Source organism: Pseudomonas sp. AC532, from assembly GCF_979258965.1.
The window spans coordinates 4,208,733-4,221,921 of sequence record NZ_OZ409888.1 but is presented as its reverse complement, the minus strand read 5'-3'; the positions used below and the strand labels follow the sequence as shown (position 1 = coordinate 4,221,921).

General features: G+C 63.2%; 11 protein-coding genes and 1 riboswitch. Of the genes, 4 read left to right on the top strand and 7 right to left on the bottom strand.

Annotated features, from left to right (window positions below):
• Nucleotides 1-29: 29 nt before the first annotated feature.
• From ACZ0AV_RS19610 to ACZ0AV_RS19590, 5 genes are all read right to left on the bottom strand, one after another.
• Nucleotides 30-686, bottom strand: a complete 657-nt coding sequence (locus ACZ0AV_RS19610) for a YiaD family glycine zipper/OmpA-like lipoprotein (protein WP_499152574.1) — start codon at nt 684-686, stop codon at nt 30-32.
• A 127-nt stretch (nt 687-813) separates the two neighbouring features.
• Complete coding sequence (locus ACZ0AV_RS19605) at nt 814-1,458, bottom strand: MBL fold metallo-hydrolase (protein ID WP_499152573.1); 645 nt, start codon at nt 1,456-1,458, stop codon at nt 814-816.
• Between the two features lie 358 nt (nt 1,459-1,816).
• Nucleotides 1,817-3,184 carry a DUF1329 domain-containing protein gene (locus ACZ0AV_RS19600; RefSeq protein WP_499152572.1) on the bottom strand — a complete coding sequence of 456 codons (1,368 nt, stop codon included), beginning with the start codon at nt 3,182-3,184 and terminating at the stop codon, nt 1,817-1,819.
• Nucleotides 3,185-3,212: 28 nt separating this feature from the next.
• Nucleotides 3,213-5,159 (bottom strand): DUF1302 domain-containing protein, encoded by a 1,947-nt coding sequence (locus ACZ0AV_RS19595; protein WP_499152571.1) that lies wholly within the window; start codon nt 5,157-5,159, stop codon nt 3,213-3,215.
• A gap of 224 nt (nt 5,160-5,383) precedes the next feature.
• The gene (locus tag ACZ0AV_RS19590; protein ID WP_499152570.1) at nt 5,384-7,069 is read right to left on the bottom strand and encodes a fatty acid--CoA ligase; all 1,686 of its coding nucleotides are present in this window, start codon (nt 7,067-7,069) and stop codon (nt 5,384-5,386) included.
• A 182-nt stretch (nt 7,070-7,251) separates the two neighbouring features.
• On the opposite strand from ACZ0AV_RS19590, the gene ACZ0AV_RS19585 reads away from it, so the two are divergent.
• Complete coding sequence (locus tag ACZ0AV_RS19585; RefSeq protein ID WP_499152569.1) at nt 7,252-8,427, top strand: thiolase family protein; 1,176 nt, start codon at nt 7,252-7,254, stop codon at nt 8,425-8,427.
• Nucleotides 8,428-8,456: 29 nt separating this feature from the next.
• Here the strand turns inward: ACZ0AV_RS19585 and ACZ0AV_RS19580 are convergent, their stop codons facing one another.
• On the bottom strand, nt 8,457-9,086 hold the full coding sequence (locus ACZ0AV_RS19580; protein ID WP_499152568.1) for a LysE family translocator: 630 nt from the start codon (nt 9,084-9,086) through the stop codon (nt 8,457-8,459).
• Between the two features lie 146 nt (nt 9,087-9,232).
• Between ACZ0AV_RS19580 and ACZ0AV_RS19575 the strand changes: the two genes are divergently transcribed.
• The 3 genes from ACZ0AV_RS19575 to ACZ0AV_RS19565 all read left to right on the top strand — a co-directional run bounded on the left by ACZ0AV_RS19575 (nt 9,233) and on the right by ACZ0AV_RS19565 (nt 12,162).
• Nucleotides 9,233-10,198: a 2-hydroxyacid dehydrogenase gene (locus ACZ0AV_RS19575; RefSeq protein ID WP_499152567.1), complete on the top strand. Its 966-nt coding sequence runs from the start codon at nt 9,233-9,235 to the stop codon at nt 10,196-10,198.
• A 77-nt stretch (nt 10,199-10,275) separates the two neighbouring features.
• Nucleotides 10,276-11,274 (top strand): methyltransferase, encoded by a 999-nt coding sequence (locus ACZ0AV_RS19570; RefSeq protein ID WP_499152566.1) that lies wholly within the window; start codon nt 10,276-10,278, stop codon nt 11,272-11,274.
• Nucleotides 11,275-11,334: 60 nt separating this feature from the next.
• Nucleotides 11,335-11,484: riboswitch (yybP-ykoY riboswitch) on the top strand.
• Between the two features lie 90 nt (nt 11,485-11,574).
• Nucleotides 11,575-12,162, top strand: coding sequence for a TMEM165/GDT1 family protein (locus tag ACZ0AV_RS19565; protein ID WP_499153407.1), 588 nt, complete (start codon nt 11,575-11,577; stop codon nt 12,160-12,162).
• Between the two features lie 21 nt (nt 12,163-12,183).
• Here the strand turns inward: ACZ0AV_RS19565 and ACZ0AV_RS19560 are convergent, their stop codons facing one another.
• Nucleotides 12,184-13,182, bottom strand: coding sequence for an NAD-dependent epimerase/dehydratase family protein (locus tag ACZ0AV_RS19560; RefSeq protein WP_499152565.1), 999 nt, complete (start codon nt 13,180-13,182; stop codon nt 12,184-12,186).
• Nucleotides 13,183-13,189 lie beyond the last annotated feature (7 nt).

The window sequence follows — 13,189 nt, the reverse complement described above, 5'->3', positions numbered from 1 at the left end:
CGAAGCGGGGTTGTGGACACGTGGCAGAATTACAGCGGGCGCAGATTGATTTCCACGCGGCGGTTCTGGGCGCGACCCGCTTCATTGGCATTGCTGGCGATTGGCTGATTGGGACCGGCGCCATAGGCGGAAATGCGTGACGCCGCGACGCCATTGGCCGACAGGTACGAGGCGACGCTCTGTGCCCGGCGAGTGGACAGGCTCTGGTTGAGATCGGCAGAGCCGGTGCTGTCGGTGTGCCCGACGATGTTCACGCCGTTCTTGTTGAATTCCTTGAAGGTCAGCACCAGGGAATTCAGCGTCGGGTAGAAGTTGCCGGCGATGTCCGCCGAGTTGCTGGCGAAGGTGATGTTGCCCGGCATGATCAGCGTCAGATCATTGCCGTTGCGCTGCACCTGAACGCCAGTACCCTGCAATTGCTGACGCAGCTTGGCTTCCTGGGTATCGACATAATAGCCATAGCCACCACCGGCCGCACCGCCGACGGCGGCACCGATCAATGCGCCCTTGGTGCGGTCCTTCTTGCTGGATGTTGCAGCACCGACTGCGGCGCCAGCAAGGGCCCCGACACCGCCATAGATGCCGGCCTTTCCCGCCTGGCTTTCACCGGTGTAGGGGTTGACCGTGCAACCGGACAGAATGGCGATCAGGCCGGTCGCGGCGACCAGGAAGCGGCACTTTTTCATGAAGAATTCCTTTGAGTTGTTGCGTGCGGTGACAGGCATTTGCCCGCGGCTTCGAGCCGCCAAACAGCGCCGAGTTCCCGGGCAAGCCTAACAACCATGCCAGGAAAAATCTGCAAGCGGTTGTTTTTCAAGCCCGAACGAACGGGTTGTCGCGCATCTCGTCCCCCAGCCGGGTGTCCGCGCCGTGGCCGGTTACCACGGTGGCATCCTCGTCCAGGCAATACAGCCGCTGCTTGATGGAGCGCTCGATGGTCGGGTAATCCCCGCCCCACAAATCGGTACGGCCGATGCCGCGGCGAAACAAGGTATCGCCTGCGATCAGCAGCTTCGCGTCAGGGAACCAGAAGCTCATCGAGCCCGGCGTATGGCCGGGCGTGTGCAGCGCCACCCCGCAACCGCAGGCCAGCGCCTCGTCGTCGGCCAGCCATTGATCCGGTGCCGGAACAGGCGTGTACGGCACCCCGAACATCTGGCACTGCATCTCCAGGTTGTCCCAGAGGAACTGGTCGTCCTTGTGCAGGTGCAGCGTCGCGCCGGTGAGCTCCTTCATCTGCCCGGAGGCAAGAAAATGATCGAGATGCGCGTGGGTGTGGATGATGCTCACCACCTTCAGCCCCAGCGCCTGCAAACGCGCCATGATCACATCCGGATTGCCACCCGGATCGACCACAATGGCCTTGCCGGTCAGCGAATCGCCAATGATTGTGCAGTTGCACTGCAAAGGCCCGACGGGGAAGGTTTCGCGGATCAGGGTGACGGGGGCGCGGGACATGCTGTGCTCCTGTAAACGGACGGCAGGGCACGGATCCTAGCCGCAAAACGGGCACCTCCGCAGCGTCAGGCCCACTCGGCGCTGCAGCCACTGAGCAATTCCAGTTGCGGCATGCGGTAGCCTGGCACCCTGAGCGCGCCATTGCGCTGCCGCACGCAGGTCTCGTGCGGCGCAGGCAGGTGTACGTGCATTCGCTGGGGTTGCGCGCGGCCCGCAAAGCTGATGCGACTGAACGCGCTGCATGAGCCAGCCGCGCGTTCGGCAGCCGCCAGACATCTGGGTAACTGCGCCTCTGGATCACTTGCAAAAAGGCATGAAAAAGCCGGCCCCGGGGCCGGCTTCGGTCATGCAACCGCTGTCAGCGAACGCCGGACTGGCGCAGCGCAGCTGGGGTGTAATCGCTTTCCTTGGCTGGATAGTCGAACTCGTAGGCCCGCTTTTCCTCGTTCTTCAGGCCCAGGGCCAGGTAACGACCGGAGAGCAGATCATGAATGACTTCCACGGCGTACCACGGCACCTGCTTGTCGTAGTAGTACTGGGCGTGGGCTTCGGCAACACGCCACAGGGTACCGCGACCGTCGTAATGGTCGATGGCAGAAGCCTGCCAGGTATCCTCGTCGAGGTAGAAGTCACGCTTGGCGTAGATGTGGCGCTCACCCTGCTTGAGGGTGGCGGTCACGTGCCACACACGGTGCAGCTCATAACGTGTCAGGTCCGGGTTCAAATGCCCGGCCTTGACGATGTCGGAGTACTTCAGCTTTGGCGAATCGATGCGGTAGCTGTTGTAGGGGATGTAGATTTCCTTCTTGCCCAGTAATTGCCAGTCGTACCGATCCGGTGAACCGTTGTACATGTCCAGGTTATCGGAGGTGCGCAGGCCATCGGCAGCGGTACCCGGGCCGTCATAGGACACTTGCGGAGCACGGCGCACGCGACGTTGCCCGGCGTTGTACAGCCACGCCATGCGCGGCTCCGCCACCTGGTCGATGGTTTCATGCACCAGCAGCACGTTGCCGGCCAGCCGCGACGGCGCCGTTACTCGTTGTTTGAAGTAGAACAGGATGTTGCTCGGCTTGCTGGTATCGACATCCTTCATCATCCCGCGGAAGGCGAACTCCTCTTCCAGGCTGACCGGGCTGAAGGAGCCGTTGGCCTGTGGCGTCACCTGTACGACATGACGCCGCACGCTGGCACCACGGTAGCGGGTGATATGGTTCCAGATCGCTTCCAGGCCGTCCTTGGGAATCGGGAACGGGTTGGCCAGCTGGAAATTCTCCAACCCTTCACCGCCCTGGATCAGTTTGGTATTGCTCGCGTTGTGCTTGGCCGCCGCAATGATGTTATCGGGCAGGTTGGCGGTACGGTGGGTCGGGAACACCGGCATCCGGTAGGTTTCCGGGTAGCGCTTGAACATCGCGTACTGCCCGGGAGTCAGCTTGTCCTTGTACTGCTCGACGTTCTGCGCGGTGATGGTGAACAGCGGCTTCTCGTTGGGGAACGGGTCCGCCAGGAAGCCGCCACCGTCGACGGCGCCGGCGTTGACCGGCAGCCCGCCGGTCCAAGCCGGGATGGTGCCATCGGCGTTGCCGGCCTTCTCCGCACCAATCGGCGTCAAGGTAGCACCCAGCTTGGCCGCCTCATCGGCGGACACCGCTGCCATCACGCTGCAGGCCAGCAGTGACAACGTCAGCGCGCCGGTCTGCAACAGTCTTTTCGTTGTTTTCATAAATGCGTTTTCCTATGAATACGGGCGCTTAGAAACTCATGCCAAAGCTGAGAGCCAGGAAGTCACGATCGACCAGCGTGTTGTAGCGGCCATCGAAGAAGTTGGTGTAGGCGAGGCTGGCGTTGTAGGTGTTCTGGTATTCGGCGTCGACGCCCAGGCTGGCAGCCTTGGCACCTTCGTTGAACAGGCCGTTGGGGCCGTAACCATCGACATCGTGGGAGAAGGCGACGTTGGGGCGCAGGTTCACACCGGCGAACACATCGCTGTAGTCCAGGATGCCGCGCATGCGATAACCCCAGGAGTTGGCGGTGGTGAAACCATGGTCGCCATAGCGGGCAATGGACGTTTCGTTAGGATCCACCGCGCTGCCGGTGATGCCGTAGACGGGGTCACGGCCATAGCGGTTCTGATCCTTGCCCTCCAGGCCACCCACGTGCGCGAAGCCGACCTCGCCCACCAGAGTCAGGCGGTCAGCGCCCAGCACCTGATCGAAAAAGTGCGTGAAGGTGGTCTGGATCTGGGTGACTTCCTTGCGGTCGTAGCCCTTCTGCACCGCTCCCGGAGCGGAGGTGCCAGCCGCCGCCCCAGCCAGGGCGAGGGTCAGCTGCTGAGTATTGATCTGTACCGGTGCATTCGGGCGATAGCTGACCTCGCCCTGCCAGGCCGTGCCGGTAGGCAGCGTGGTGGAGAAGCTCAGGCCATAAAGGCGGATGTCCTCGGGGTAGTCCATGAAGTAACTGCCGTTACCCACGGCCACCGCAGCTCCGGCAAGCGTGCGCGCCTGAGCGCCCAGAGGCCCTGCGAAACCGGCTGGTGGCGCGGCGCCGGTCCACGCATTGCCGGATCCCACCCACGCTGCAGGGCTGCCAGCTGCGCCAACCCCCAGGGTGTTGTAAATGCTGCGGGCCGCGGCCCCAATTCTCGCCAAGGCGGCGGCATCGGCGTTCTGCACGCTCAGGAACGGCGTGCGGCTGTGGTAATTCATGAAGTACGCGCCGTACTCGGTGTTATCACCCTGCCAACGCAGTGCCAACCCCCACTGCCCGTCATCGCGTGCAGTGTTGTCCTTGCCGCGCCGCACCACCATGCCTTCCTGGGTGTAATTCACACCGGCGCCCGATGCGCTGATCGGGGCCAGGCCCGGGGCTCCGGCTGCCAGGGCATCCACCCCACGCAACAACCCGACCAGGCTGCTGTTGAGGATGTTGTAGTTGTCGTTACAGCCGTTGGCCGCCACATCGGCGGTGGAGAAGAAGGTCCCGCAGTTATCGACGACCGTCTGTTTCCAGCTCAGCTGGTAGAAGCTTTCCATCGACAACCGATCAGTGATGCTCTGGGACACATAGAACATGTTGACCGGGATCAGACCTTCCTTGACCTCGCTGCCCGGGCGCCGGAAGGCGGAGACGTCAACCGGGTTGATCGAGTTGATGCTGTTCTGGATGAAGGTACTTTCACCCCAGCTCACCACCTGTTTGCCCAGGCGCACGGAGCCGGGCTGATCGCCGATGCTGTAGTTGTGATACACGAAGGTATCGAGCCATTCCGCACCGGCGGACTTGGCACCCGGCTTGCGGCCGTCGTCATCGATGTCCTTGAAGGGGCGCGACTCATCTTTGAGCTCGAAGTCGTACCAGTATTTGCCCCGCACGAACACACCGGTATCGCCGTACTTCAGCTCCAGGTCATGAATACCCTTGAAGATCTTGGAGAAGGTTTCGCCCCGCTTGAAGTTGAGACGACCGTCGTCGCCTGTCTGGGTGTAGCCAGTGCCGCCATTGGCTTCGCCGATGAAACGCTCGTCACGCTTGGCCGTAGACCAGCTCGCCCCCACGGACAAGGACGAATCGAATTGCCCTTCGATCTCCCCGATATTGAAATTCACGGCGAACGCCGGGCTGGCTAGAGTTGATGCGAGGCTGACGGCCAGCGGCAGTTTTGCCAGACGCCAGAACGGCCTTGTTGTGTTGGTCATCGACGCTACTCCGTTTATTTTTGTTATGGCTGATTGACTATCGCCGGCGAGCTTGTCGCTGCCCTCGTGCAGGAGGGATTGGCAGTGCCCGAGACACTCTGGCTCGCTGGTTTCGACGGATCAGTCCCATCCGTGACAAGCCAAGAATGGCTTGAAATTAGCAATTAGCAAGCCAAACGATTGTTTGACTGATCAGTCACATTTTTGCCATTGAAATTCGTGCCCTACAGCGTCGTCAAAAACTCACGACCGGTCTTTTGCCATTGCACCGCATCGGCACGAATGCGCTTTTTGTCCAGCTTGCCCACACTGGTCTTGGGAATTTCGGTAACAAGCGCGACCTGAGTGGGAATCGCCCACTTGTTGATGTGGCCCTGTTTAACGAATGGTTCAAGATGGTCTCTGATCCCCTCGGCGTCTGGCGCCTGCTGCCCTTCTCGTGCCACCACGAGCGCAAATGGCCGCTCACCCCATTGCGCATCCGCCAAGCCGACTACCGCCACCTCGCCAACGGCAGGGTGGCGACTGATCAGGTCTTCGAGCGCCAGCGAGGAAATCCACTCGCCGCCAGTCTTGATGACATCCTTGATACGGTCACGAATATCGATGAAGCCCATGCTGTCGAGCGTGGCCACATCACCCGTATGCATCCACCCCTGGCTCCAGAGTTCCTCGCCCTTGTCCGGTTCGCGGAAATACCCCTGGGTCAGCCAGGGCGCGCGCAGCACCAGTTCGCCCTGGCTCTCGCCATCGGCCGGCAAGCGGTTGCCGTCGGCATCCATGATCGCCGCCTCCACCAGGGGAACCGGAACCCCGGCCTTGATGCGGTAGGTGACGCGCTGGTCTTCGCTGCCGGCCAGTAACTCATCGTTGAGGTAGGCACAGGCGATCAGCGGACAGGTTTCCGACATGCCGTAAGCCGCGGTCAGTTGTATGCCACGCGCCTTGGCTGCGTCATACACGGCTCGATTGAGAGCGCTGCCGCCGATGATGATCTTCAACCCCTGGAAATCGTGCCCCCGTGCGCCTGGTGCGTTGAGCAACATTTGCAGGATGGTCGGCACGCAATGGGAGAACGTCACCTGCTCGTCCTGGATCAGCCGGCACAGCATGTCCGGCTCGTAGCGACCGGGATAAACCTGCTTGACCCCCAGCAAGGTGGCCACATAGGGCACGCCCCAGGCATGCACGTGGAACATCGGGGTGATGGGCATGTACACGTCGTCACTGCCCATCAGCCGGATGCTGTCGAGGCTGCCAAGGGTACAGGCCATGGACAGGGTATGCAGGACCAACTGCCGGTGGGTGAAATACACACCCTTGGGGTTGCCGGTAGTGCCGGTGGTGTAGAAGGTCGTGGCGACGGAGTTTTCGTCGAAATCCGCGAAGTCATAGGCAGGGCTGGCCGCCGCCAACAGGCTTTCGTACTCGCCCACCGACCCCGGCAGCTCGGCCTGGGCCTCACTGGCGTCGGTCAGCAGCAGCGTGCCGGTCACCGTGTCGAGCTGCCCGGCGATGCCCCGGTAAAGCGCCACGAAGTCACTGTTGACCAGCACGAAGCGGTCCTCGGCGTGGTTCATGGTGTAGAGAATCTGCTCCGGCGACAGGCGGATATTGATGGTGTGCAACACCGCCCCCAACATCGGCACTGCAAACATGCATTCCAGGTAGCGATGGCTGTCCCAGTCCATTACCGCCACCGTATCGCCGGCCTTCACTCCGGCTTGTTCCAGCACATTGGCCAGGCGCGCCACCCGCTCGCTGAAGGTGGCGTAGCTGTAGCGCAGCGTATCGCGGTAGACGATCTCCCGGTTTTTCTCGTAGCGGCTGCCGGATAACAGCAAATGCTTGATCAGCAACGGGAATTGATGGGCATTCGCGGCGGGAGGAATGACACGGGTCTGCAGCATGGGCTCACCTGTTATGGACTATTGTTGTGGGCGTCGCTCTGAAGCGAAATCGACTGCTCCCTGGCACCTTAGCCGACGGTACCGCGAGTGCGCGGCCGCTCAATGCGCCGAAAGGATGATTGAACGATGTGCCGGGACCGCTGCGGCGATTTCGCCCCCATCCAGAAGATTGAGGTAGCAACATGTCAGATATTGTCATCGTCAGCGGCGCGCGCACACCCATGGGTGGATTCCAGGGCAGCCTGTCGGCCGTCAGTGCCGTGGAGCTGGGCGCCACCGCCATTCGTGCAGCGCTGACCAAAGCCGGCGTTGCCCCGGCCGATGTGCAGGAAGTGATCATGGGCTGCGTGCTGCCCGCCGGGCTGAAACAGGGCCCGGCCCGCCAGGCAGCGCTGGCCGCCGGCCTGCCCAGTGCCACCGGTTGCACGACCATCAACAAGCTGTGTGGCTCGGGCATGAAGGCCGTGATGCTGGCCCATGACCTGATCAAGGCCGGCAGCAACGAGGTGATGATCGCCGGCGGCATGGAAAGCATGTCCAACGCGCCCTACCTGCTGCCCAAAGCCCGGGGCGGGCTGCGCATGGGCCACGGTGAACTGAAGGACCACATGTTCTTCGATGGCCTGGAGGATGCCCGCACCGGTCGCCTGATGGGCTCGTTCGCGCAGGAAACGGCTGACCGTTATGGCATCACCCGCGAAGCGATGGACGCCTACTCCATCGAATCGCTGCGCCGCGCGCAACATGCCATGAAAGCCGGCTTGCTGTCTGACGAGATCGTGCCGGTCACCCTCACGACTCGCCAGGGCGAGGTGCAGGTGAGCGAGGATGAACAGCCCCTGAGCGCCCGAATCGACCGTATTCCCGGCCTCAAGCCAGCCTTCAGCAAGGACGGCAGCATCACGGCGGCGAACGCCAGCTCCATTTCGGACGGCGCCAGCGCGCTGCTGCTGATGAGCGCCGAACAGGCGGAGGCCCGTGGCCTGCAACCACTGGCACGTATCGTTGCGCACGCCACCCAGAGCCAGGACCCTAGCGAGTTCACCCTGGCACCAATCGGCGCCATCAGTAACCTGCTGCGCAAGGTTGGCTGGCACAAGGACGAGGTCGACCTGTTCGAAATCAACGAAGCCTTCGCGATGGTCAGCATGCTGGCGATCCAGGAGCACGACCTCGATCACGCCAAGGTCAACATCTACGGCGGCGCCTGTGCTCAGGGACACCCGGTAGGTTCGACCGGGTCGCGGATCATCATCACGTTGATCAACGCACTGCGCCAGACCGGCGGCACGCGGGGTATCGCCTCGCTGTGCATTGGCGGCGGCGAGGCGACTGCCGTCGCCGTGGAGCGGCTGTAACCTTCAGCAGAGGGGCGCCAAGCGCTCCTCTACTTCAGTTCGGTGAAAGCCAGCTTGATACCCAGGCCGACCAGCACGGCGCCCATCAGACGATCGAACCAATGCCCCATGCGGGCGAAGCCATTGCGCACGCGCTGCTGGCTGAACAGCATCGCCACCAGGCAAAACCACAGCGCGGTGGCGAAAGCCAGGTAGACACCGTAACCACCCTGCACCAGCAAAGGTGTGTGCGGGTTGATCACCACGGTGAACAGCGACAGGAAGAACAGCGTGGCCTTGGGATTCAGGCCGTTTGTGACGAACCCGGCGACGAACGCCCCGCGAGCCGTACGCGCTATCGTCGGCACCTGGGTTTGCCGCGCATCAGCCGAAGCGGGCTTGGCACGCAGCGCCTTGAAGCCGATGTACAACAGGTAGGCCGCCGCCAGCCATTTCAAGGCATTGAACAGCACGATGGACTGGGAAACGATCAAGCCGATGCCCAGCAGCGAATACGCCACGTGCAGGAAAATCGCCGTGCCGACGCCCACTGCGCAGAACACGCCGATGCGGCGACCGTGCGCCACGCTTTCGCGCACCACAACGGCGAAATCCGGCCCCGGGCTGGCGACCGCGAGCAGGTGGATCAGGGCGACGGTGAAGAATTCCATCCAGTACATAGGCGCTCCGCATCGAACAAGTGCTTAAGGATACAACCTGAAAGGACCGACGCCGTGGCGTGTAAGCCAAGCTGCCGGTCGAGGGCAAACGGCTTCTGATAGGCTGCACTCTACTTTCCAACAAGACAGCCAGAAAGGTACAGCTGATGAGCAAAACCGGCCGCGCGGTATTTCTCGACTACCGCTCCCTCGATCTGGGCGACCTCGACATGACCCCACTGCGCGATCAGTTCGCGGAACTGGTGCTGCACGACCAGAGTTCGTCGCAACAGATCATCGAACGGCTGCGCGGCGCCAGCGTGGTCATCAGCAACAAGGCGGTGATCGATGCCACAGTGCTGGCCGCCTGCCCGGAACTCGAACTGGTGCTGGTCTCGGCCACCGGCACCAATAACGTCGATCTCGATGCCGCTCGGGCTCATGGCGTTGCCGTCTGTAATTGCCAGGGCTACGGCACGCCGTCGGTGGCGCAGCACACCCTGACGCTGCTGCTCGCCCTTGCCACCAGCCTGCCGGATTACCAGCGTGATATCCGTGCGGGTAAGTGGCAGCAATCGCCGATGTTCTGCCTGCTGGATCACCCGATCATAGAGCTCGAAGGCAAAACCCTGGGCCTGCTCGGCCATGGCGAACTGGGTGGCGCTGTAGCCCGTCTCGCTGAAGCCCTGGGCATGCGCGTGCTGTATGGGCAATTGCCAGGGCGGCCGCCGCGGGCGGATCGCCTGCCACTGGATGAACTGCTGCCGCAGGTCGATGCGCTGACCCTGCATTGCCCGCTGACCGAGCAGACCCGCAACCTGATCAGCACCCGTGAACTGGATCTGCTCAAGCCCGGCGCCTTCGTGATCAACACTGCCCGAGGTGGGCTGATCGACGAACAGGCGCTGGCCGACGCCTTGCGTGCCGGCAAGCTCGGCGGTGCGGCCACCGATGTGCTGACTCAAGAACCGCCCAGAGACGGCAACCCGCTGTTGGCCGAGGGCATTCCGCGGCTGATCATCACGCCCCACAGCGCCTGGGGCAGCCGCGAAGCACGCCAGCGGATCGTCGGACAACTGGCGGAAAATGCGGCGGGCTTTCTCTCTGGCCAACCAACGCGCCAGGTCAACTGACGACTCCCGGCTTCGCTTGTAGGCTTGCAGCCTGACGCTGAGGCCCCTACCCTTCGCGCTTTTGTCGGGGAGGTCTCATGGATCCGCGAAGTGAAGTGCTGCTGCGTCAGGCCGAGCTGTTCGGCGGCCGGGTGCTGCTTGCAGGCCTCCCGGCCGATGATCTGCTCGGGCAACTGCCCGAGGCGCTTGGCTGGAGCTGGCATGCGGGCGACCACGCCCGGCTCGAAGCACGCTTCGCTGAGCGCAACACCTTCGGGGTTACGCCACCGCAGTCTGCCTTTGATACCGCGGTCCTCTTTCTGCCCAAGTCCCGTGACTTGACCAGCTATCTGCTAGACGCCCTCGCCGCTCGCCTGCCTGGCGGCGTGGTCTATCTGGTGGGCGAAAAACGCGCAGGCGTCGAGCGTGCCGCCAAGCAAATGGAGGCCTACGGCGCGCCACGCAAACTCGACAGCGCACGTCACTGCCAGCTGTGGCAAGTACGTGTGGACCAAGCCCCCCATGCACCTGAGCTGTCCACCCTGGCGCAGCGCTACACGTTGCAACTCGCTGACGGCCCGCTGCAGGTGATCACCCTGCCCGGCGTATTCAGCCACGGCCGGCTGGATGTCGGCAGCGCGCTGCTACTGGAGCATCTCGACAAGCTGCCGAGCGGCCACCTGCTGGACTTCGGCTGCGGTGCCGGCGTGCTCGGCGCAGCGCTCAAACGCCGCTACCCGGACAGCCAGGTCACGCTGCTGGATGTCGATGCGTTTGCCGTCGCCAGCAGCACGCTGACGCTCGCCGAGAATGGCTTGGAGGCCAACGTCATCAGTGGCGATGGAATCACAGCGGCGCCCCTGGAGCTGAGCGCGATACTCAGCAACCCGCCCTTTCACCAGGGTGTACACACCCACTACCAGGCCAGCGAAGACCTGCTGCGCCAGGCGGCCAAACACCTGCGCAAGGGTGGGCAGATTCGCCTGGTGGCCAACCGCTTCCTCAAATACCCACCGCTGATAGAGCAGCACATTGGCACCTGCCACACCCTCGCCGACGCCCAAGGTTTTCGCATCTACAACGCCGTCAGCGGCTGAGCCGAGCGCCTGTGGCATAGCGGCGCGAGCCTTGCCCAAAGCGGCGCACTTGGGCAGAATGCGCGCGTCCTAGGGGAGTAGTCTCCCGCGAGCGCCTGCTCGCCCGGCATGCATCAACATACTTGGTCCACCGACCATGGTGCATGCGACCCAGGATCCGCCCAGACGGATCTGCGCCACTCGCCACAGCACGAGTGCCGCACGGGGTTTGACAAGACCTATGACACGAACACCTTACCCGGGGCGGGGAGGCTGTACGTGTCATAGCCGTGTCTACCCGCCCTTTTAGGAAACTTCATGCTGGAATCTTTGTTCATTCCCACCCTGATCGTTGCCCTGGCGGAAATCGGCGACAAGACGCAGCTGCTCGCGTTGCTGCTGGCGGCGCGCTTCCGGCGACCGTGGCCGATCATCTGGGGCATGGTGGTTGCGACCCTGGCCAATCACCTGGTGGCCGGTGCCGTGGGAAACTGGGTGGCCGGCGTGCTTTCACCTGCCGTGCTGAGCTGGATACTGGCTGCCTCGTTCATCGCCGTGGCGCTATGGACGCTGATTCCAGACAAACTCGACGATGACGAAAGCTCCAACCTGAAACGCTACGGGCCGTTCCTGACCACGCTGATCGCTTTCTTCCTAGCTGAAATGGGTGACAAGACCCAGGTGGCCACGGTGATGCTCGCCGCCCAGTACCCACACTTCCTCATGGTGGTGATCGGCACCACGCTGGGCATGCTGATTGCCAATGTCCCGGTGGTGCTGGCCGGCAATTTCGCTGCTGATCGGCTGCCGCTGACCCTGATCCGCCGCCTGGCCGCCACCGCCTTCGCGGCCCTGGCGCTGTATGCCGCCTACCAGGCGATGCTGCTCAGCGGATTGATCAGCGCCTGACCGGCGCCGGCCTGTGCCTGCTCACGCCAGGCGGTGCTGCAGATAGCCGTTGGCGGCGAACCACTGCAGGGTACGCTCCAGCGTGTCGTCCACCGACTGGCGGGCAACGAACCCCAACTCTTCGCGGGCCTTGCGGCCACACAGGAACTGGCTGCCGGACATCAGCGCAATGGCGGTTTCGTCCAGCCACGGCCATGCGCCGGTCAGGCGATGACGCACCCTGCCCCAGGCCGCCAGGCCGTTGGCCTTGTTCAACGACAGCTCGGCCGGCATGCCCACGCCGAGTCGCTCGGCGATGCGCCTGACCAGATCGGCCATCTGAATGTCGTCGCCGCAAATCAGGTAACGCTCGCCGACACGGCCGCGCTCAAGGGTCAGCAACAGCCCGCGGCCGGCCTCGCGGGCATCGATCAGGTTGCGCTCGCCCGCCACGTAGCCGCGCATTTCGCCGCTGTCCATGGCGGTGATCAGCCGCCCACTGCTTGGTTCGGTGTCCAGCTCGCCAAGGCACAGGCCGGGGATGCCGATGATCACCGGCAGGCCGGCGCGCGCCTGCTCCCGAGCCTGTTGATCGAGCGCCCATTTAGACAACAGGTAAGCGTTGCGCGAACGCGGCATCTCGTCATAGAACAGCCCTTCATGGCCGGCAAGCCCCTGCGGATGCCGTGGCAGCGCAATGGCCGACCCGACATACACGATGCGGCTCACCTGCGCCGCCTGGCAGGCGGTATAGAAGCCCTGGGTCTGGCCCAACGCGCTGGTCACCTCATCCTGCCAATGGCGAGGCCTAAGCGGGTAGTAGCCGGCGCAGAACACCACACCGTCGACGCCCTGCAATGCGCGGGTCATGGCGCGCGGGTCGAACAGCTCGGCCGACCGGCATTCGGCACCCAGGTAGGCAAGGCGCTCGATACGTGATGACAACCGGTGGATCAGCACCAGTTGATACCCGGCGGCCTTGACCGCACGAGCCGTATGGTGCCCCAACAGGCCAGTGGCTCCCACCACGGCAATTTTCACCGGAGGC